Source organism: Bacillus paramycoides, assembly GCF_038971285.1.
In the GTDB taxonomy this organism is placed as follows: domain Bacteria; phylum Bacillota; class Bacilli; order Bacillales; family Bacillaceae_G; genus Bacillus_A.
Window position 1 is genome coordinate 3,237,388 of sequence record NZ_CP152427.1, and the last position, 21,500, is coordinate 3,258,887.

The 21,500-nt window shown below is 35.8% G+C and carries 22 protein-coding genes and 1 pseudogene; 8 read left to right on the plus strand and 15 right to left on the minus strand.

Features of this window, described 5'->3' with window-relative positions:
• Nucleotides 1–56: 56 nt before the first annotated feature.
• Nucleotides 57–296: a DUF3923 family protein gene (locus AAG068_RS16645; protein WP_342715060.1), complete on the plus strand. Its 240-nt coding sequence runs from the start codon at nucleotides 57–59 to the stop codon at nucleotides 294–296.
• Between the two features lie 105 nt (nucleotides 297–401).
• On the opposite strand, the gene AAG068_RS16650 is transcribed toward AAG068_RS16645, so the two are convergent.
• From AAG068_RS16650 to AAG068_RS16665, 4 genes are all read right to left on the minus strand, one after another.
• The gene (locus AAG068_RS16650) at nucleotides 402–950 is read right to left on the minus strand and encodes a DUF2179 domain-containing protein (RefSeq protein WP_000938435.1); all 549 of its coding nucleotides are present in this window, start codon (nucleotides 948–950) and stop codon (nucleotides 402–404) included.
• A gap of 199 nt (nucleotides 951–1,149) precedes the next feature.
• The gene (locus tag AAG068_RS16655; protein WP_000616539.1) at nucleotides 1,150–1,563 is read right to left on the minus strand and encodes an ATP synthase subunit I; all 414 of its coding nucleotides are present in this window, start codon (nucleotides 1,561–1,563) and stop codon (nucleotides 1,150–1,152) included.
• Nucleotides 1,564–1,615: 52 nt separating this feature from the next.
• A complete protein-coding gene (locus AAG068_RS16660) occupies nucleotides 1,616–2,944 on the minus strand; it encodes a hemolysin family protein (protein ID WP_000402271.1) in 1,329 nt (442 codons plus the stop codon).
• 120 nt (nucleotides 2,945–3,064) lie between these two features.
• Nucleotides 3,065–3,472, minus strand: coding sequence for a MerR family transcriptional regulator (locus AAG068_RS16665; RefSeq protein WP_000285637.1), 408 nt, complete (start codon nucleotides 3,470–3,472; stop codon nucleotides 3,065–3,067).
• A gap of 276 nt (nucleotides 3,473–3,748) precedes the next feature.
• On the opposite strand from AAG068_RS16665, the gene AAG068_RS16670 reads away from it, so the two are divergent.
• The 5 genes from AAG068_RS16670 to AAG068_RS16690 all read left to right on the plus strand — a co-directional run bounded on the left by AAG068_RS16670 (nucleotide 3,749) and on the right by AAG068_RS16690 (nucleotide 8,638).
• Nucleotides 3,749–4,543, plus strand: coding sequence for a glycosyltransferase family 2 protein (locus tag AAG068_RS16670; protein WP_342715061.1), 795 nt, complete (start codon nucleotides 3,749–3,751; stop codon nucleotides 4,541–4,543).
• A 114-nt stretch (nucleotides 4,544–4,657) separates the two neighbouring features.
• On the plus strand, nucleotides 4,658–5,425 hold the full coding sequence (rfbF, locus tag AAG068_RS16675; RefSeq protein WP_342715062.1) for a glucose-1-phosphate cytidylyltransferase: 768 nt from the start codon (nucleotides 4,658–4,660) through the stop codon (nucleotides 5,423–5,425).
• A gap of 1 nt (nucleotide 5,426) precedes the next feature.
• Nucleotides 5,427–6,482 carry a CDP-glucose 4,6-dehydratase gene (gene rfbG / locus AAG068_RS16680; protein WP_342715063.1) on the plus strand — a complete coding sequence of 352 codons (1,056 nt, stop codon included), beginning with the start codon at nucleotides 5,427–5,429 and terminating at the stop codon, nucleotides 6,480–6,482.
• 12 nt (nucleotides 6,483–6,494) lie between these two features.
• Nucleotides 6,495–7,718 carry a class I SAM-dependent methyltransferase gene (locus tag AAG068_RS16685; protein WP_342715064.1) on the plus strand — a complete coding sequence of 408 codons (1,224 nt, stop codon included), beginning with the start codon at nucleotides 6,495–6,497 and terminating at the stop codon, nucleotides 7,716–7,718.
• Nucleotides 7,715–8,638 (plus strand): NAD-dependent epimerase/dehydratase family protein, encoded by a 924-nt coding sequence (locus AAG068_RS16690; protein ID WP_342715065.1) that lies wholly within the window; start codon nucleotides 7,715–7,717, stop codon nucleotides 8,636–8,638. Before AAG068_RS16685 ends, AAG068_RS16690 begins: the two co-directional genes overlap by 4 nt.
• Here the strand turns inward: AAG068_RS16690 and AAG068_RS16695 are convergent.
• Together AAG068_RS16695 and AAG068_RS16700 are read right to left on the minus strand one after the other, a co-directional pair.
• The gene (locus AAG068_RS16695; protein ID WP_428846005.1) at nucleotides 8,607–9,374 is read right to left on the minus strand and encodes a glycosyltransferase family 2 protein; all 768 of its coding nucleotides are present in this window, start codon (nucleotides 9,372–9,374) and stop codon (nucleotides 8,607–8,609) included. The two genes, AAG068_RS16690 and AAG068_RS16695, sit on opposite strands and share 32 nt — an antisense overlap.
• A 98-nt stretch (nucleotides 9,375–9,472) precedes the next feature.
• Complete coding sequence (locus tag AAG068_RS16700; protein WP_342715066.1) at nucleotides 9,473–9,823, minus strand: SH3 domain-containing protein; 351 nt, start codon at nucleotides 9,821–9,823, stop codon at nucleotides 9,473–9,475.
• A gap of 204 nt (nucleotides 9,824–10,027) precedes the next feature.
• Here AAG068_RS16700 and AAG068_RS16705 point away from each other — a divergent pair, with 204 nt between their 5' ends.
• Nucleotides 10,028–10,912: a DMT family transporter gene (locus AAG068_RS16705; RefSeq protein WP_342715067.1), complete on the plus strand. Its 885-nt coding sequence runs from the start codon at nucleotides 10,028–10,030 to the stop codon at nucleotides 10,910–10,912.
• A 42-nt stretch (nucleotides 10,913–10,954) separates the two neighbouring features.
• Here the strand turns inward: AAG068_RS16705 and AAG068_RS16710 are convergent, their stop codons facing one another.
• Entirely contained in the window at nucleotides 10,955–11,776 is an 822-nt protein-coding gene (locus AAG068_RS16710; protein ID WP_342715068.1) for a pentapeptide repeat-containing protein, read from the minus strand.
• A gap of 195 nt (nucleotides 11,777–11,971) precedes the next feature.
• Here AAG068_RS16710 and AAG068_RS16715 point away from each other — a divergent pair, with 195 nt between their 5' ends.
• The gene (locus tag AAG068_RS16715) at nucleotides 11,972–12,148 is read left to right on the plus strand and encodes a DUF1272 domain-containing protein (protein WP_075309468.1); all 177 of its coding nucleotides are present in this window, start codon (nucleotides 11,972–11,974) and stop codon (nucleotides 12,146–12,148) included.
• 189 nt (nucleotides 12,149–12,337) lie between these two features.
• Here AAG068_RS16715 and AAG068_RS16720 read toward each other — a convergent pair whose 3' ends face one another.
• From AAG068_RS16720 to AAG068_RS16755, 8 genes and pseudogenes are all read right to left on the minus strand, one after another.
• Nucleotides 12,338–13,405, minus strand: a complete 1,068-nt coding sequence (locus AAG068_RS16720; RefSeq protein ID WP_342715069.1) for a lactonase family protein — start codon at nucleotides 13,403–13,405, stop codon at nucleotides 12,338–12,340.
• 121 nt (nucleotides 13,406–13,526) lie between these two features.
• Complete coding sequence (gntK, locus tag AAG068_RS16725; RefSeq protein ID WP_342715070.1) at nucleotides 13,527–15,068, minus strand: gluconokinase; 1,542 nt, start codon at nucleotides 15,066–15,068, stop codon at nucleotides 13,527–13,529.
• Between the two features lie 156 nt (nucleotides 15,069–15,224).
• A complete protein-coding gene (gene fsa / locus AAG068_RS16730; RefSeq protein WP_342715071.1) occupies nucleotides 15,225–15,893 on the minus strand; it encodes a fructose-6-phosphate aldolase in 669 nt (222 codons plus the stop codon).
• 51 nt (nucleotides 15,894–15,944) lie between these two features.
• Complete coding sequence (gene gnd / locus AAG068_RS16735) at nucleotides 15,945–16,838, minus strand: phosphogluconate dehydrogenase (NAD(+)-dependent, decarboxylating) (RefSeq protein WP_137051334.1); 894 nt, start codon at nucleotides 16,836–16,838, stop codon at nucleotides 15,945–15,947.
• Nucleotides 16,839–16,947: 109 nt separating this feature from the next.
• Nucleotides 16,948–18,432, minus strand: a complete 1,485-nt coding sequence (gene zwf / locus AAG068_RS16740; RefSeq protein WP_342715072.1) for a glucose-6-phosphate dehydrogenase — start codon at nucleotides 18,430–18,432, stop codon at nucleotides 16,948–16,950.
• 405 nt (nucleotides 18,433–18,837) lie between these two features.
• Nucleotides 18,838–19,314 (minus strand): heme-degrading domain-containing protein, encoded by a 477-nt coding sequence (locus AAG068_RS16745; RefSeq protein WP_342715073.1) that lies wholly within the window; start codon nucleotides 19,312–19,314, stop codon nucleotides 18,838–18,840.
• Nucleotides 19,315–19,544: 230 nt separating this feature from the next.
• Nucleotides 19,545–19,966 (minus strand): annotated as a pseudogene (locus AAG068_RS16750) (STAS/SEC14 domain-containing protein).
• Nucleotides 19,967–20,072: 106 nt separating this feature from the next.
• A complete protein-coding gene (locus tag AAG068_RS16755; protein ID WP_048525115.1) occupies nucleotides 20,073–21,392 on the minus strand; it encodes an aromatic amino acid transport family protein in 1,320 nt (439 codons plus the stop codon).
• Between the last annotated feature and the right edge of the window lie 108 nt (nucleotides 21,393–21,500).

Sequence of the window (21,500 nt, forward strand, 5' to 3'; positions counted from 1 at the left end):
AAATATAACGAACAAAAATATACTTTTAACAGTGGATAAATGTAAGGGGTGCTAACATGAAAAAACGATGGATTTCTTGGTGGATTGGTAACATATTTTGGATTATCGTTTTTGGAATATGGGCAGCTATTATTTGGCTACGAGATGTTGATGGTGCTGGTGTCATTCAAACACCCGAAATTAAATCAATATCACTTATCGTTTTATTAATCGCGTTTACCATACCGGTATTTTTTCAAATTATATGGCTAATCATTAATTTGAGGATGAGTAAAAAAAATAATTATACGATTTAGTTTTTCAATTAACAATAAAAAAGAGAGGAATCTACATCAAAATAGATTCCTCTCTTTTACATATGGGATTATACCATGTTTTTAAAACTGCACTACTCTCTTTTTTTACGATACATGATGATCTTTTTTCTTCATTAACGCTCTTTTCTTCATCGCCTTCGTTAAATATCCACCTTTAAATGAACGGATTTCATAAGAAGACATAAACGCTTTCGGTGCAATTTCATTAATAATTTCTAACAGTTCTTTTTCTCTAGAACGCTTTGCAACGATATCTAAGCGATAACGTATAGAATTAATACCTTCACCTTCAAATACTGTAACGCCAAATCCAGAGTGACGTAATTCATCTACTAATTCATTACAACGGTCTAGTAAACTAACTTGATACGTAATATAACCAATTGCTAATTTATTCTCTATATAACCGCCTAATAACAGTCCCGCACTAAAGCCAATGACATAGGCAACGATGTTCATCCAATTTGATAAATCTTGAAACACAATACCTAAACTGACAATGTAAATAGCTCCCTCTAACAATCCAACAGCAGCAGCGGATCTTGTTTGATTCTTTACAAGCAAAATCGTACGGATTGTTAAAATGGGAACGTAAATAATTTGAAGCACAAAAATAAGTAGCGCTTGTAACATTGGTATCCACCTCTTTCAAAAAGTCTTTTGTCATGATAACATACTTAAGCTTTAGAAATCGATGGGTTTTTTAATTTTTTTTTATTATTTTTCATACTATTGAAAAACACAAAAAAGAAGCGTATTATATTTGTCGTTAATTTGATTCCTTTTATATTATCGCTAAACTAAAAAAGGAACCCCGATTAGGTCCCTTTCATCATAGCTCTATGTTTTTCGAAGCCTGTTCCCTTTGCTTCTCTTCTTCTTTCACTAACTGCATATTTGCATAAGCTAAATTCGCAATCATTAAAAAGTGACCACCTAAAATGCCTGTACCGAATGCCCACATTTCCATTTCATGCTCAATTTCATACATAATGATAGCTCCTAATATGGCTGCTGCAAATCGATTTAAAATTCCTAATCCAGGAGCCTTTTCTTTCATTACGATACTTTTCCCGAGTTTCTCCACTCTGCGAGCTAATAACCAAAGGCAATATGCACTTACAGCTAATCCGATACCAAATCCTGTTACTTGTTTTCCAAACGGAGTAATCGTCCACATAAGTAGTAAACCACTAAAGATCACATACAATTGTAATCGATATACACGTAAGGCTGTTTGAATCAAAATATCCGCTCCTAATTTTGCATTTTTTATACTTTAGAAGAAAAGCAGCAACTTACACAGTTGCTGCTTTCTCTTCTTCTTGCTCTTGTTCCATCTTACGGATTTCAACACGTTTAATTTGGTAAGCGTCTTTTTCTAACACTTTAAATTCATAACCTTCCGCCTCAACATGTTGTCCTTCTTCAATTTCATGATTTTGCATCATGATCCATCCACCGATTGTATCCACATCATCTTCTTCAATGTGTAATCCAAATAAATCTTTCACTTCTGAGATAAGCACTTTTCCATCAACAATGATATGTTGCTCGTTCACATGTTGAATTGGTGGTGCTTCATCTTCATCATATTCGTCACGAATTTCGCCGACGATTTCCTCCAAGATGTCCTCAAGCGTTACAATTCCAGCTGTTCCTCCGTACTCATCATATAAAACAGCCATCGGAATTCGCTTCTTCTGCATTTGAAGTAATAGATCGTGAATTGGAGTCGTTTCCATCACTTCAATAATCGGACGCATATACGAGCGAATTGATGATAAATCTTTTTGATCCTCGGTCATATATCGAATAAAGAAATCTTTTACATTGACCATACCGATAATATCATCTTTATCTTCTCCAAAAATCGGATAACGTGTGTATCGCTCATTTTGGATTACTTTCATGTGTTCTTCTACTGAATCTTCCAGGTAGAAACCAACGATTTCTGTTCGCGGTACCATAATCTCTTTTGCAATACGATTATCAAATTCAAAAATGTTATTTACATACTTGTATTCAGCCTGATTAATTTCGCCACTTTCATAGCTATCTGAAAGGATAAGGCGTAATTCTTCCTCTGTATGAGCTACTTCATGTTCTGAAGCTGGTTTTAAACCGAATAAGCCAGTTACAACACGCGCTGAACCGTTCAATACCCAAATAAATGGATACATCACTTTATAGAACATCATTAATGGACCTGCCAATAATAACGTTACCCTTTCAGCCTTTTGAATTGCCATCGTTTTCGGAGCTAATTCCCCTACTACAACGTGTAAATACGTCATAATCATAAAAGCAAGACCAAATGTTAATACTGATGAAATAGAAGGATTTAAGTTCCATTTCTCAAATAACGGATGTAATAACTTTTCGATTGTCGGTTCACCTAACCAACCTAATCCCATAGCTGTAACTGTAATACCTAATTGACAAGCAGATAAATATTCATCTAAATTTGTTGTTACTTTTTTCGCTGCTAAAGCACCGCGTTTCCCTTCCGCAACAAGCTGATCAATACGACTTGAACGTACTTTTACAATCGCAAACTCTGCTGCTACGAAAAATCCAGTAAATGCGATTAAAATCGCAACCATGACTAAATTAAATATTTCCAATGAATCCCCTTAGTTTAAAAAACTAAGGTGTCCACCTCCTGTATACTATAATGTTTTCTTATTTGTTTCTTAGAAAACATAGCCCGATACAAAAATTAAAGAGGTCGGATTTCACTTTTTCTATAATAATAGAGCAAGTGTCTGTATTAAAGCTGTCGTTTGACCAGATAAAGATTTCGATATTTTTTCACGTTGTGAATCAGTCAATCCATCTAAAAGCGGCTTTAACTCCGTTAACTCTGCTTCTAATCGATGAATATGGTCTGTCACTTCATTCACTTGTTTCGAAACGTGTTCATTGATACCGAGCAGCTTCTTCTTCTCCTCGATTTTCTCTTTAATCTCACAAAGCGGCATATGCATTTCTTTGCACTTCTCAATAAATTGTAATGTCTCAAATGCTGTTTCATCGTAATAGCGATAATTAGATTGAGATCGCTCCGCTTTTAAGATACCTAGATTCGTATAATAATCAATCGTTCGTTTCGACACGTGAGCCATGAGAGCCAACTGTCCGATTCGATACACCTTCCCAACGATCTTCCCCCCTTGTTTATATTACTAACATCATACAATACATAAACTGTACAGTCAAACGTGACGGTTTATTATTCATAATTTATACACAATTCTACATACCTTCTAAGTATGTATTATATTCACACTCTATAACTCTATCTATATAGTTAGATTACTGTTTTTTCGATATACCGATACTAAAATAGAAAAATGGAATTCCCCGTTCCTTTCAACCTTTCTTAAGGTAAAACATATGATAATAATATTGAAATAAAATCATTATTTATGCAATTGGAGGAGATTAAAATCACTAGGACAGTTATCTCTCACTTTTATAACGAGGAGTATTTATTACCATGGTGGCTTATGCACCACACAAAAATATTCGATCACGGTATTTTAATTAATAGAGGTTCTACAGATCGTTCAGTTGAAATTTGCAAATTATTTGCTCCCAACTGGGAAGTACGAAATTCAAGATTCCTTGATTTCGATCCCACTAATACTGATATTGAGGTAATGGAAATTGAAAGAGAAGTTTCAGGTTGGAAAATTGTATTAAATACTACAGAATTTCTTTGTTGTAATAATGTAGAAGAATTTTTCTCATCACTTCATACGTTAGGCCAAAATATGTATGCGATTAGAATGATTGTCATGATTGATAAGCATGATTACAATTATTCAAAACTAAGATATTCCATTCCTTTAGTAGAACAACGATATCACGGGCTCTTTCCTTATAAACCAGAAATCGGCTGTGCCTGGAGATTTATACACAACCATCTTGATGGCGCATATTTACCAGGCAGACATTTTACGCGGCACCAACCTATCATTTATAACTCCCCTTCATTCATTTTTAAATTTTATTTTAGCCCTTGGAACGAACATACAAAGGCAAGAAAATTACAAATTACACCCACCCTCTCAAAAAAGGGCGTTCGCTTAGGACTTCAAAAACAATATGGTCGGTCCTCTGAAGAACTCGAAGCTCGATTTTTAATGTTAACTAATTCAACACAGGATCTACGTAATCACCCTGAGTATCAACAATTATTCCACATATTCAAACCTTAATATTTCTCACCCTATCATGTTCCACATATTTTTACGCACTTAGCTAAAAACCATACCATTTGTATTTCATATGAATACTGTATATATTATAAATTTTTATTTTAGGAGGAAAAAATGAAAGCTGTTATTCTTGCTGGTGGATATGGGACAAGGATTGGGGAAGAAACACATTTAAAACCGAAACCTATGATTGAAATTGGAACAAAGCCTATTTTATGGCACATTATGAGTTTGTATAGCCATTACGGCATTACAGAGTTTATTATTTGCTTAGGGTATAAAGGATATGCAATTAAAGAGTTCTTTCTAAATTACAATCTACACATGTCAGATTTCACGATACATTTAAGGGATAATACAATTACTAGCCATTCTCATCGTGTAGAACCGTGGAAAGTTACACTAATCGATACTGGTGTAAATACCGAAACAGGAGGACGAGTGAAAAAGATTCAAAATTTTGTTGGAGACGAACCTTTCTGTCTCACTTATGGCGATGGATTAAGTAACGTAAATATAAAAGAACTTATTGCATTTCATAAAAAACATGGAAAAATGGCAACAGTTACCGCCGTACAACCTCCTGGTAGATTCGGTTCTCTCATATTAGATAAACAGTCAGTAACATCCTTTCAAGAGAAGCCACTCGGGGATGGTGGCTGGGTTAACGGTGGTTTTTTCGTTTTAAATCCTGATGTTTTTAATTATATTAGTGGCGATAAGTCTGTTTTCGAAACAGACACTTTAGTTCAGCTAGTAAACAAAAACGAATTGGCCGCATATCAACATACTGGTTTTTGGCATCCGATGGATACATTGCGCGATAAAAATAAATTAGTCGAGCTATGGGAAAGTAATAACGCTCCGTGGAAGGTTTGGTAGTATGGCTTCATCATCTTTTTGGAATAAGAAAAAAGTATTTATTACGGGACATACTGGATTTAAAGGCTCATGGCTCACCCTTTTTTTAACTTCTTTAGGCGCAGAAGTAATCGGATACTCCTATCAACTCCCCTCTAATCCTAGCCTTTTTGAACAAGGTAATGTAGCAAATGAGTGCACATCAATTCATGGCGACATTACAGATTACGATTCTTTATTCCATGCCCTAAAGCAACATAACCCTGATATACTATTTCATTTAGCAGCCCAGCCGATCGTTACTACTTCCTATAAAAATCCTATTGAAACATTTAAAACGAATGTTTTAGGTACTGTTCATGTATTAGAAGCGGCAAAACAGATAAAAAGTATACGCGGCATCATTAATGTTACAAGCGATAAATGCTATGAAAATGATGGGAGCGGTAACCGTGCATTCGTGGAAAGCGACCGACTAGGAGGTTTCGACCCTTATAGTGCCAGTAAAGCTTGCGCTGAACTAGTGGCAACATCCTATCAAAAATCATTCTTCCGCACTAACACTCTGAATCTTGCCTCAGTAAGAGCTGGTAACGTTATCGGCGGCGGTGATTGGGCAAATGACCGATTATTCCCAGATGTCATTCGTGCATATTTACAAAATGCTACGTTAAATATTAGAAACAAAAACGCTATTCGCCCGTGGCAACACGTATTAGATCCTTTACACGGCTATATACTTTTAGCTGAAAAACTTTGGCAAGACGCCGCATGTGCAGCGGCGTGGAATTTCGGCCCGATGAATGAACCTAATAGAACAGTTCATGATGTCATTCAATGTATCATGAACTTGTGGAATCAACCATTAACAGTCCTTTCTCCTCATACAACTACGCCTTATGAAGCACCAATTTTAACACTTGATAGTACAAAAGCAGTAAATAAACTCGGTTGGACTCCTAAGTTATCAACAGATCATTCTATCACTTGGACTGTTGATTGGTACAAAAAATATGCATCTGGTGAAAATATGGAATCTTTCACGCGACAACAAATCGATGCATTCAAAAATTTATAAGGGGGCTATAAAATGGAACAGAAAAAATGCCGTTTTTGCCACTCATTACTAACAAATACTTTTTTAGATTTAGGTGTTTCCCCTCTCGCAAACTCATTTGTCGTTCCAGAACACTCATATAAAATGGAACCATTTTATCCGCTGCACACGTTTGTCTGTCCCTCTTGTTTACTTGTACAATTAGATGAATTTGAATCTCCTCACAATATTTTTCATGACTATTTATACTTCAGTTCTTACTCATCAAGCTGGCTACTACACGCTAAGCAATATGTAGAAATGGCAATTAAGCGTTTTAACTTAACAAACCATTCAAAAGTAATTGAAATCGCGAGTAACGATGGGTACTTATTACAATACTTTCAAAAAGAACATATCGAAACGTTAGGAATTGAACCAGCAAAAAATGTAGCAGAAATCGCTATCCAAAAAGGAATTCCTACTGAAGTGAACTTTTTCAGCAATGACTTAGCAAAAAAATTACCACAAGCTGATTTAATCATCGCAAATAACGTATTGGCACACGTCCCGAACTTACATGATTTTGTCGCTGGTTTAAAAACGTTATTAAAACAAGACGGAACAATAACAATTGAATTCCCACACTTATTAAATCTCATATCCTTTAAACAGTTTGATACGATCTACCATGAGCACTTCTCCTATTTCTCACTTATAAGTCTTCAAAAAGTTTTAGCTCATCATCATTTACAAATTGTCGATGTAAAAGAGCTTGCAACGCACGGTGGTTCCTTACGTATTTTTGTAAAACATCATAGTGACACATCCACTATCCATTCCAGTGTTACAAAATTAATCCAAAAAGAAGTAGATCACGGGCTAAATACATTAGAATGTTATCTACTTTTTTCTAAACGCATCGAGCAATTGAAAATAAATATTTTACAGTTTTTTATCGAAGCAAAAGCTTTAAACAAACAAATTATCGGTTACGGTGCGCCAGCTAAAGGAAACACCCTTTTAAATTATTGCGGAATAGGAAAAGAATTTTTAGCTTATACAGTAGATAAAAACCCTCACAAACAAAATCTCCTACTACCAGGAACACGCATTCCAATAAAATCTCCAGAAGAAATAAAGCGTACAAAACCTGATTACATTCTCATACTCCCTTGGAATTTGAAAGATGAAATTATGAAAGAATGCTCTTTCATTCGTGAATGGGGCGGCAAATTTTTAGTAACAATTCCAGAAGTTGAGGTCATTGAGCCATGAAAAAAATTCTTGTAACAGGCGGTAGCGGATGGATTGGTAAATATGTTGTAAATTTTCTTATACAAAGGGGCTATGAGGTGCACGCCACTTATCATACAAAGAAGCCTTCTCACATCTCTTGCCACTGGCATCAAGTAAACTTACTTTGTGATGAAGAAGTAAAAAAACTCATTTTCGACATGAAGCCTAGTCATCTCATTCATTTAGCTTGGGAAGCAGTGCCGCCAGCTTGTTATGTATCTATTAATAATTACTATTGGCTTACATCTAGCATCTCATTAATTCAACACTTCACAACGTGCGGCGGAAAGCGAGTCATCGTTGCCGGTACTGGCGCAGAGTATGAATGGTTTAACGGCGTATTATTTGAAGATTCACCGCTTCTTTCTTATAAAACACCATATTCATTATGTAAAAACGCACTACACTCCTGGCTACAGTCATACGCCGAGCAAACAGGTCTCAGCATGTGTTGGGGCCGCATTTTTCATATGTATGGCCCTCACGAACAAGGGAATCGGCTCGTTTCTAACATTATCATTTCCTTATTAAAAAATGAGGAAGCACTATGTACACATGGAAAACAATCAAGAGATTTCCTCCATGTGGGCGACGTCGCTGATGCTCTCGTAACAGTATTAGAACACGGCGTTACTGGCACAATCAATATCGCTTCTGGTCAATCTGTACAAATTAAAGAATTGGCGTCTATCATTGCTAAAAAGATAGGAAAAGAACATTTAATTAAACTAGGTGCAATCCCTTTCTCTAAAGATGAACCTTTATTCGTCGGCGTTCATGTAGAACGTTTAAAAACTGAAGTAAACTGGAAACCAACATATGATTTAAATACAGGAATTGAAGAAACAATTTCATGGTGGGAATCATTTATAAAAAAACATAACGATACGCATCACTAAAGCGTAAATCCTTCGTCCCTCTTGCTAAATCTTTATACCATTCCTCTAATTTTTCTGGCGTGATAATATGGTGCGTACCCATTCCCCCATGCTTACTAGCTTCAGAAAGAGTCGGGCCAATTTGTAATTTCCTCTTTCTCATCGCATCGTTCCAAGGGCTGAAACCAAACCATGCAATACACGCTAGTAGCGGGTAAATCATAGATTCATGTGCAGATAAATGTCTTCCAACCGTATAACTTCCATGTTCATGATTATGAATAAATCTACCTCTTCTCCATAACGGCCAATCTTCTGGTAAATAACCGTGAAATCGCTGTTTCATTAAAGGTATCCCAAAGTTAAGGTCCAGATAATTGTAGTTAGGATCATCAACCATAATAAGCCCTTCCAGCCAATACATCCTTCCTCCCAATTCATTGAGTGATTTCCAAAACTGATTTTTATCATGTACACAAAGAAACTCAGTCGTATTTAAAATTAGTTTCCATCCCTCTACTTCTTGCTCCACCCTCATCACTTCATGATCTGTCGCTAACGCATCAAACTCTGGATTTGTAGAATCTCGTACTTCCCAGTGCGGAGCGAACTTTTTACAAATTTCAACCGAACGATCTGTTGAACCTTTATTAATTAAAATGCCATGATCAAACAGTTTCGTATGATGAGCAAGCCACCACGGTAATAAATACTCTTCATTATAAAAATGAGAAATAACGGTTGTAGTTATAACAATCCCCCTCCTCGTTCTCTATTAATCTACTTTTTCATCCTACAACCAATATACTCATAAACCAAAAATATGTTTCCTATATTAATAACCAAATAGTATTACTAATATTTTTGTAAGTTTTCCTTCGGTACCCAGCCATCCTCACCACCTGTTTTTTCACACCAAATCCATCCATTCAATTCTTCTAATCCAATCAATCTTTCTCCAATACTTACATTTAATTCTTTGGCAGTATATTGTTTCGTAATGATTCCTACATCAGTTGTATTTTTCATTATAATTTGCTCCGGAACCCAACCTTTCCGTTTATACTTTTCTTCATGACAAAACATCCAGTTATCCCAGTTTTCAGGACCAGTGTAACTTTCTATCATTTTCACTACATCCCCCTCTTCTAAAAAAATTGGATTCGGATAATTGCTAACATGTGATTTTATAACAATATATTTCATAACACCCTCCAATAAACTGAAAATTAAGTTATAATATCATTATAAAATATGAAGGAGGAATGCACTCATGTACTACAACACTTCATTCGAAAACGATCAACCTGTAGGCCGTCTATAAACTAAGACGGGCATTCTTATAACACGTGCACTATGCCTCGTCTTAGGGAACTCATAAAACCCTAAAAATAGACGGAGGTACTTTACATGAAACAAACAATTTTAGGAGCTATATGTTTATCACTAGCAGCAAGTATATGGGGCGGTATGTATGTTGTTAGCAAATATGTACTCGACTTTATCCCACCGCTGACACTCGTTTGGCTACGCTTTATCATTGCTTTCGTTGTTTTATATTTCATTTTGAAAGTAGCTGAGAAAAAGCAAAAGAAAAAAGTAACCATTCGTAAAAAAGATTGGCTATTATTCGCTTGGATTGGATTTATCGGCTACTTCATTTCGATTACTTGTCAATTTATCGGAACAAAATTATCCGACGCTCATACAGGCTCTTTAGTCACATCAGCTACACCTGCATTTATAGTTATATTTGCAGCGATCATTTTAAAAGAAAAGCTAACCGCTCGCAGACTTCTATCTACTATCATAGCGACAATCGGTGTCATTATCGTCATTGGATGGGATATTGAAATTGGCTCCTATTTTATCGGTACGATTATATTAGTCGGGGCCGCTATTACGTGGGCTTTACTATCTATTTATGTGAAGATTGCTTCAACTCGATTTTCATCTTTAGTGATTACAACGTACGCCATATTCTTTTCACTCTTTTTCATTACACCTTTTATGCTATGGGAACTACAATCAACCTCTATCGAAACAGGAAATACGTACGTAATATTAGGCGTAGTATATTTAGGAGTCGTCTCAACAGCAGGTGCCTTTTTCCTTTGGAATAAAGGCTTAGAGTTAATGGACGCAAGCATCGGATCGTTATTTTTCTTCTTTCAACCTATCGTCGGATCATTGCTTGGTTGGTTACTATTAAATGAAACATTGAGCAGCAACTTTTTTATTGGTGGTATTCTTATTATATGTAGTGTTTTTATTACTACTTTTGAAAAGAAATGAAAAACAGGCAGAGATTCTTAGTCTCTGCCTGTTCCACATTCTTTACGCACTCCAATGCGATGGACGGGACAACAATTTCGGTAATTTCGTATGTTTATCCCCTTTCGCTGCATTAATTTGAACTTGCGTCAGAAAAATACTATTTGTAAAATCTGCTCCGCGAATATCTGCATCTCGTAAATCCGCTCCGATAAGATCTGCTCCTCTTAAGTTTGCTCCATTTAAGTTAGCCGCAATTAAATAAGCTCCTCTTAAATTCGCTCCTTGCAAATCTTTCTTTTTCAAATTGGCCCCCATAAGGTCTGCTCCTCGATGACTCATTCGTTTCTTACGCGCGACATTCATTTCCTTCCAAACTAGCTCACTTGTTTCTAAAAGTAACACATTTACTTCTGCACGGTGTAATGGAATGTTTACTTTCATTAACTCGTCCGCACTTAAATTTGAAAGGCGCTCCGTCTCTTCAATTGCTTTACTTAGTTCTTTATGAATCGATTGTGTCGCCTTTAACAGAATAGCCTCATTCAAATACCACAGTATTTCATGAAGTTGATGCATAACTGGAAAAGCATCGTACATTTTTCTCGCATACTTAGCATCTTTCCGCCAATCAATCCCGTTAAATGTAACTTGCGAAATCTTCTGTCCAGCGCCGAAACATTCAAATACTGTACAACCTTTATAACCTTTTCCTCTAAGGTTTTTATGTATGCTACATTTATAATCTGACTGTAGATTGGAACATGGTTTACCACCATCTTTATTCACTGCAAAATCTACTGATGCTGCGAACGGTAACGCCACGCAACATAAACCGAAGCATTTTTCGCAGTTTGCTTTTAAATGTTCATTATGATTAGTCAAAATATATACCCCCTGTTGTCTTTTGACTATTTCATAATATTCTAACTGCACGAAATAATCAATTTAAAAATAAACGAGCATCTTTCATTTCAAATCATAACTTTATCATTCAATTTCCTTTCAATTGAAAAAGACAGTTTCTACTTAATGAATTATAATTAAATTATAAATTTTCTAACTAAAAGGAGACTTACTATGGCACTCGAAATGAAAACAAACTGTCAAATTTGCAATCAATCTCTCGAACCAAACTCTGAAGCTTACATTTGCGTGTATGAATGTACATTTTGTGCACCGTGTACAGAAGAAAGACACAACGTTTGCCCAAACTGCGGTGGCGAATTAGTACGTAGACCTAAGAAAAAACAGTAAAAAACAAAGCGATATCGCTTTGCTTTTCTCTGTTTTTGAGGATTTGAAATTATATCAACGATTTTTCAAATATATCGAACACAACTTCAATTATATCAACGATTATTTTAATATACCGACGTTTCGACAAGGAATATCGATTTACCGACAAACATCGACACCGCTATATGCATTGAACCTCAACTTAAATTAAACATTCAAAAACTTCACACAAACAGGCTCTGGCACAACAACGTCAGATTGTAAAAGAGTTAGCTCACCTGTCGTTTCATTTCTTGAAAATAGTACAAGGTTATGTGACTTTTCATTTGTCGCAATAAGAAACTTTTCAGTCGGGTCTAATACAAAGTCCCTCGGCCAATTTCCTTCTGTAGATGTATGTGCAACAAATGTAAGCTGACCTGAATTTTGATCCACACTGAAAACAGCGATACTATTATGACCGCGATTACCTGCATATACAAAGCGGCCGTCAGAAGAAATATGAATCGCACTTCCTTGACTATTGTCATCAAATTCTTTTGGAATGGTAGAAATATACTGCAACTCTGTAAAGGATCCTACTTCCGGATTATATGATAATGCAATAACTTCCGAGCTGAGTTCAGTCATGACATAAGCACGCTTTCCATTCGGGTGGAAAGCAATATGTCTCGGACCACTTCCTGGGTTTACAGACAAACTATTTACTTCTTTTAACTCACTATCTTTTATTTCATACGTAAGTATTTTATCAATCCCTAAATCAACACCAACCACATATTTTTCATCAGGAGTATATCCCGCGTAATGTGCATGTGGTTTTTCTTGTCTTTCTTTGTTCGGACCTGAACCTTCATGTGCCATAATAGATGTGGCAGGATTTACAGTTCCATCTTCTTCATTAACTACAAAAGACTCAATCGTTCCTTTATGGTAATTCGCTGTAACTACCGTACGATTTCCACTATCAACACTAATATGACAAGGAGAAGCCCCTTCTACTACTTGTCTGTTTTGTTCCGTTAGCTCTCCAGTATGACTATGAATCGAACAAGCAGCTACACCACCAGATTCGCCTTCCTTAACAACAGAATAGAGATATTCATTATTTTTGCTAATCGTTACATACGTAGGGTTATCCAGCTTAGCCGCAAGTGTTACATTACTAATTTTCTTTGCTTCCGTATCTAAAGTAAACTTATATATTCCTTCACTATTTTCTTTCGTGTACGTTCCAACATATCCAATAAACTCTTTGTTGTCCTTCATTTTCATAACCCTCTCTCCCTATATTTTTCGTTCACCATACTACTTAAAATATTTTATGTTGAAAGAGTATCCTAAAAAAATTGGAGTACTTCTTTATACGTTACCATATTTCTCTGCTAAATAGCCTTTAAACCCACTTTTTTTGATACGCTGCTATACTTTCATATTCTTCTTCCAAGTGACAGGACAAACGAATATAGATCGGTATTAAATCTTTATATTTCTCCACACTTTCCATGTTTGGCTCATGATAAAAATTCGCACCTACCATTTCAGATACTACGCATAATGTATCTATTTCACCTAGACTATATAACCCGAGGATAGCTGCCCCTAGACAAGAACTTTCGAAACTTTCCGGAACGTATACGTCTTGATGAAAAATATCCGCCATCATCTGCCTCCAAAGTTCCGACCTTGCAAATCCACCTGTCGCTTGAATTTTTTTCGGTTCACCAATTAGCTCTTTTAAAGCAAGGAGAACGGTATACAAGTTATAAATAATTCCCTCTAAAACAGCACGGATAAGATGCTCTTTCTTATGATGTAGACCAAGTCCAAAGAAAGATCCCCGTGCATTCGCATTCCATAAAGGAGCTCTTTCTCCTGCTAAATACGGATGAAACAATAAACCGTCAGATCCAGGATTCACTTTTGCTGCTATTTCCGTAAGCAATTCATAAGGATCTTGTCCTAAGCGCTTCCCTTGCTCAACTTCTAACGTACATAACTGGTCACGAACCCACCTATAAATCATACCGCCATTATTCACCGGTCCACCAATTACCCAAAGGTCCTCAGTTAACGCGTAACAAAAAGTCCTACCCTTCGGATCCGTTACAGGCTGATTTGTGACAACTCGCACCGCACCGCTCGTACCAATTGTAATAGCAACTACTCCAGGTTCTATTGCATTTACGCCTAAATTCGATAGAACTCCATCACTCGCACCGACTATAAAAGGAGTCGTAACAAGTACATTCATCTCTCTTGCAAGTTCTTCATGTATCCCGATTAAACTGTGCGTCGTTGGAACAACTGTAGATAGCTTTTCATCTGTAATTCCTGCAACACGCAAAGCTTCTTCATCCCATTTTAAAGATTTCAAATTGAACATTCCTGTTGCTGATGCAATAGAATAATCAATTACATATTCTTTAAATAACTTATAGAAAACATACTCTTTAATTGAGATGAATTTATAGCTTTTTGCAAATAACTCAGCATGCTCATTTTTAAGCCAAACTAATTTCGAAAGTGGTGACATAGGATGGATTGGTGTACCAGTACGAAGGTAAATTTCATGACCATTCATATCATTCTTTATTTTCTCTGCCCAGCTCGCACTTCTATTATCTGCCCAAGTAATACATCTCGTTAACGGATTCCCTGCTTCGTCTACAGCAATGACACTATGCATTGCCGAACTAAAAGAAACACAAAGAATATCAACTGGCTGCACATTACTTGATTGTATAGTTTCTTTAATCGTATGTATGACCGCTTGAAAAATCTCTTCTGGATCTTGTTCTGCTGTTTCTGGCGTAGGAGAATACAAAGGATATTCAATCCCATGACTTGCAATAACAGATCCATCAGTCAAAAACAAAACTGATTTTGTACTAGTTGTTCCAATATCTACACCAATCATATATTTTGAGTTCACCACGTAACCCCTTTTAAAATATTCCTATAAAAAAGAGCACCATGATGTATACAAAAAAGACGCTCCCTTATGAGAGCTACGTTTTCATAAACTTCACTCTCATAAGGAGGTCCTTTTCCTAACTATAGTGCTTTTTTGAAAAATGAAAGCCTCACTTCATTATAACTTAGGAGCTTTCGCCCAATCCGCAGCAAACTTTTCAATACCTTGATCTGTTAGTGGGTGCATAGCAAGTTGTTCAATGACTTTATAAGGAATTGTTGCAATGTGAGCACCTGCCATCGCTACGCGAGTTACATGATCCGGATGTCTAACAGAAGCTGCAATAATTTGTGTATCTAATTGATGAACATCGAATAATTCAGCAATTTTAGCAACTAATAGTACGCCATCTTCAGAAATATCATCTAAGCGTCCTAAAAATGGAGAAACGTACGTTGCACCTGCTCGAGCAGCTAAAAGAGCTTGATTCACAGTGAAAATAAGTGTAACGTTCGTTTTCACACCTTTTTCAGTAAGATAACGACAAGCTTCTAATCCTGCTAGTGTCATTGGAAGTTTTATTGTAACTTTTTCATCGCCACCGTTAATTTTAATCAGTTCTTCTGCTTGAGCGATCATCTCTTCAGCTGTAACTGCATCTGGCGTTACTTCTGCTGAAACAGATTCAACTTTAGGTACTGCCTGACAAATTTCTGCAATACGGTCTTCAAACTTAATGCCCTCTTTTGCTACTAAAGAAGGATTCGTTGTAACACCAGCTACAACTCCAAGTTTATAGGCTTTTTTTATGTCCTCAAGATTTGCAGTATCAATAAAAAACTTCATAATTCATTCCCTCCAGTTTTTAAACGTTGATGAGTTAAAATTTTAAGATGTTTATTTCTTTTCTACTGCATGTCCACCAAATTCATTACGCAGAGCTGCGACAACTTTCCCTGTAAACGTATCATTGTCTAATGAGCGGTAGCGCATTAATAAAGACATTGCAATAACAGGAGTTGCTGTTTGAAGGTCTAATGCTGTTTCTACTGTCCATTTTCCTTCACCAGAAGAATGCATAACGCCCTTAATTTCATCCAGTTTTGCATCTTTAGAAAATGCATTTTCTGTTAATTCCATTAACCAAGAGCGAATAACTGAACCGTTGTTCCATACTCTTGATACTTTTTCATAATCGTAATCAAATTCACTTTTCTCTAAAATTTCAAATCCTTCACCAATAGCAGCCATCATACCGTATTCAATTCCGTTATGAACCATTTTTAAGAAGTGGCCACTACCAGCTTTTCCAGCATATAAGTATCCATTTTCTACAGCTGTATCACGGAAAATAGGTTCAACGATGTCCCAAGCTTCTTGATCGCCCCCGATCATGTAACAAGCACCATTACGAGCGCCTTCCATTCCGCCAGAAGTTCCTGCATCCATAAAGTGAATGCCGTCTTTCTTTAGTTGCTCATATCGGCGAATCGACTCTTTATAATGTGAATTACCCGCTTCAATTAAAATATCTCCTTTTGAAAGCAATGGTGTAACTTCATCAATAACAGAATCAACGACAGCGTGCGGAACCATTACCCAAAGAATTCTTGGTGATTGTAATGATTGAACAAGTTCGCTTAAACTAGATACACCTGTAGCCCCGTACTCTTTCATTTCTTCCACTGCACTCGTATTTAAATCAAATGCAGCTACTTCATGTTTATGATCCATTAAATTCTTCCCTAAATTTAATCCCATTTTACCTAAACCAATTAATCCTACTCTCATAATATAATTCCTCCTTAAATTACCCTGCATCAAAAATACATATGATTAAAATCATGAATTCCTTTTGTTATATAAGTACATTCTTAAAAAAATTCATTTAAGAATGTACTTACTTTTTCCATTCCTCATCTAACCACCATTTAAATTCACTTTCTTGTAATAGAGCATGAGCAGCATCCGGACCATACGAGCCAGACTCATATTCATGAAGAGGTAACAAGTTCTCTTCGAACGCTTCAAGGATTGGTTGCACCCACTCCCATGACAATTCAACTTCTCTCCAGTGTGCAAAGAATGTAGAATCTCCACATACAGCGTCATAGATAAGTCTTTCGTAAGCTTCCGGTACTCCCACTCCTGTTTGCTCACAAGTAAAATGAATACGGATCGGTTCAAGCTCTCCATTGTTCAATGGATTTTTACTATTTAATTGGAGTGAAACATTTTCATTTGGGCTAATTTCAATGATTAACAAATTAGGCGCTGCATTTGGATTACTATCTTGATACTGCTGTTTTAATGTATTTTTAAACTCAATTACAATACGAGTAGACTTTTCTTTCATTCTTTTTCCTGTTCGTATGTAAAAAGGAACATCAGTCCAAAATGGGTTATCAATCCATAAACGAGCCGCAACAAATGTATCTGTTTGAGAAGAAGGATTTACTCCCGGCTCCTCTCTATACGCTACAACTGGTTGTCCTTTTATCTCCCCTGAAGCATATTGTCCGCGGATGATATGCTTCTGAACGTCTTCTTTTTTCACTTTACGAAGAGTCTCCATGACCTTTCGTTTTTCCTCACGAATTTCACATGCATTAATCTTTTCCGGCAGATTCATAGCAGTCATCATTAATATTTGCAGCATATGATTTTGAACCATATCACGAATGGCTCCTGCATGATCATAATATCCTGCCCTTTCTTCTACACCAACAGTTTCACTAGCTGTGATTTGTACATTCGCAATATGTTCTTTATTCCAAATCGATTGGAGAACAGGGTTTGCAAATTCAAGCGCTTCAATATTTTGAACCATCGGCTTACCTAAATAATGATCAATACGGTATATTTCGTCTTCTTCAAACGTTCGGCTAAGCTTATCATTCAGCTCTCGGGCAGATGTAAGATCATGACCAAACGGTTTCTCAATCATTAGGCGCTTCCATCCATCCGTTTTATCAAGTCCACTTTCCTTAATATTTAAAGCAATGGTCTCAAAGAAGTCAGGAGTAACTGAAAGGTAGAACATTCTATTCCCTTGTATATTTTGTTCTTCTTCCCTTTCACGAACTACTTGTAATAACCTTTTATAATCTTCTGGCTTATTCACATCCAACGGACAATAACGAAAATACTCTAAAAAATCTTCTATTTTCGGAGTACCTTCATCTTTGCGACGAGAAAAAGTTTCTATTGATTCTTTTACTCTTTTTTGAAAATCTAAATGAGATACTTCACGTCTTCCAAGCCCAATAACGGATATTTGCTTTGGAAGCTTTTGATCTCTATATAAGTTATATAGCGCGGGGTAAATTTTCCTTTTAGCTAAATCCCCTGTTGCTCCAAATAAAACAAAGGTCATTGATTCCAATTTCAGTCCCCCTCGTGATGTATAGTCATTGTCACTATAGTAAAAATGCATTGTACAGAAGCTACTATTATTGTTGATTCACTCTTACTTCTTAACTTCTAATTTTTTATATTTGTCGCTTTCTCATTGTCCCCAATATTAATAGTGGCAATTCAAAGCATTTTTAACACATGCTACTTACACACTATAGCTTATATAAAATAACTTAATTATCAAAAGTAATTAAGTTATTTTATGTCTATCATATTAACTACATAGATTATAATCGTCAAGAAAAGTGTCTCGAATTAAAGATTTTCATTCGTAATATTTTTTGCATGCTTGTCTATTTATTAGAAACAGGTTCATAAAATGAATAATAAAAAGGCAAAATCGAACATATCCTTGTTCGATTTTGCCTTTTTATTATTGCTTCAAATGATTTTTAACGGCTCTTATAACTAATTCATGATCTTCTTCTGGTGGTAATCCTGAAACTGTTATCATTCCAATGACCCCTACGTCTTTTATTTGGACAGGAAAACATCCACCAAACGCAGCATAATCCGACCTATCTAAAAGATACTTTTCATTATATGGAACGCCAGTGATTTCACTTTGTATTTGCATATAATACGAGCTATGATTATGCAAAGAAACAACTCGTTTTTTACGCTCAATCCATTGCGTATTTTCCTCAGTTGTCCCTGTCATCTTAAAATGAAATAGTTGCACACCATTTTTCGCTATATCAACAGCAATTAATTTCCCCTCTTGCTTCGCTGTTTCAACGATAAATAAACCTATTTGCAGTGCATCTTCATTTGTAAAAGAGGAAAATTGAAGTGTTTCCTCCTCTATTAAAATTTGTTTACTGATTTCACTCAAATTTGAAGTACTCATATCTTTATCCCCCTTCCTCACTTTATCCCGCATTGATATTTTTAAAATCAATATATCTAATACCGTAAAGCGTATTCATTTCTTCCTGGTGCTATTATGAATTATATTTAACGCACTAAAAATGTATGTCCCTTAAAATGCTATACGCACTAAACATTTCGTATAGAGACAACGACAATATTACAAGTATAAAAAAACCAGTTGCTTAAGCAACTCGTTCGCTAACAATTTTATAGGAAATATTCATTCAACCAAAGGAATGCTTGTTCATAATCATCAAAAAACTTTACGGATTCTTTCGTATTAGACTGTTGTAAATAATTCAGTATCTCCCCTTCCTCAAGGAGAAAAGCAATTGCCTTACTGTGATTCAAAATCGTTTCATTGAAAAACTTCTCTTTCCATACTTTTGAACAGAAAAATGATCTGGTATGTATCCTTTTCTATCGACCAGCAATTTGTATTTCCGTCCCTCGGAAATGAATTGCTGACAAACTTGCTCAAGACCATTAAACCATTCATACACATCATCTATTTTAATTTTGCCGATTAGACGGGTAACAATTATATCTCCCGAAACCGTTGTACTAATATTCAGTTTACTCAACCTAAAATCATCTCTCTTAGTTACAATTATGCGGAAATATCCCATAAAATCAATAAGATTAAATTGTAACGCATTAAAAAGGACAGACTCTCTAAACGGAGAAGCCTGTCCCAAAATCGTTCTATTTTGTATTAGAACTAACAATCGTGATTTAGAATAATGATTTAATACTTGCTAAAACAGTAAGTACACCTACAATAATAACAAATACGTTACTCATTTTCCCTTTGTATTTAGCTAGTACTGGTACTTTTTGAATTGCATACATCGGTAATAGACATAAGATAGCAGCAACTAATGGACCACTTAGAGAATCAATAAGTCCAAGAATACTTGGATTTGTATAAGCAACAAACCAGCATGATAATACAACAAAAGTAAGGACGATTGTCTTAATTGTTTTTTCTTCAATTACTTTTCCACGTGATTTACCGAACTTAATAATCATGTCACGCATTACTTCAAATGCTCCGATATAATGGCCAAGGAAAGATTTTGTAATAGCCACAAAAGCAATGATTGGAGCTGCGATCGTAATTACAGGTGAATTAAGCTCATTCGCAAGATAAGAAAGGATTGATAAGTTTTGCTCTTTTGCCATTTTTAAATCATCTGGAGTTAAGCTCAGTGCACTACTCCAAACGAAGAACATAACTACAACAAATGTCATAATGTAACAAACTTTTTGTATTTGTGCACATTTAGCATCAGTAGCTTCTATTCCATACGTAGCTCTCTGTTTCACAACAAATGATGAAATCATAGGTGAATGATTAAATGAGAATACGATGATTGGTAGAATCATTAATATCGTTCCAAAATATCCTGTTCCTGTTGAAGCAGTAGAAACAGCTGAGAAGCTAAGCATTGACGTATTCCACTGTGGAATTAAAGATATTGCGATAAACAGTAGAGAAGCTATGAAAGGATACACTAGCATACTCATGACTTTTACAGTAATATCTTGACCAAAATTCAGTATAGCGATAAGACCAAGAACTAATACAAGTGATAAAATAGCCCTTGGAGGCTCTGGCATGTGCAATTGATGTACGATAAAACTACTTGCAGTATTTGTAAGTGCAACCGAATACATTAGTACGATTGTATAAATTGAACCGAAATATACGATGTTAAAAATGATACTCGCTTTATCTCCGAAATACTCTCTAATTGTACCTGTGATCCCCTCATCAGCAGAATTAGAAGCGTATATCATTTTAGCAAGTGCCCTATGTGAGTAATACATAACTGGATATGCAAGCAATGTAATTAGTAGTAATGATAATAATCCACCTGAACCTGCATTAATCGGTAAAAAGAGCACCCCTGCTCCAATTGCAGTTCCAAATAGGCTCAATGCCCATGTAGTATCCTGCTTATGCCACTTTTTCGGATCTGCATATTGCTCATTTTTTCGTGCGTTATTTTCAGCTTGAACTTCTATTTTCTTTGCAGTATTCCCGTTCATATAATAACTCCCCCTTTTATCTATTCCTGCGTCTCTCTTTATGACTAACGAATACTTTCTTTTTTGAAAAATGAATTCCTTACAAGTTGCCCCACATTGCAAGTCCTT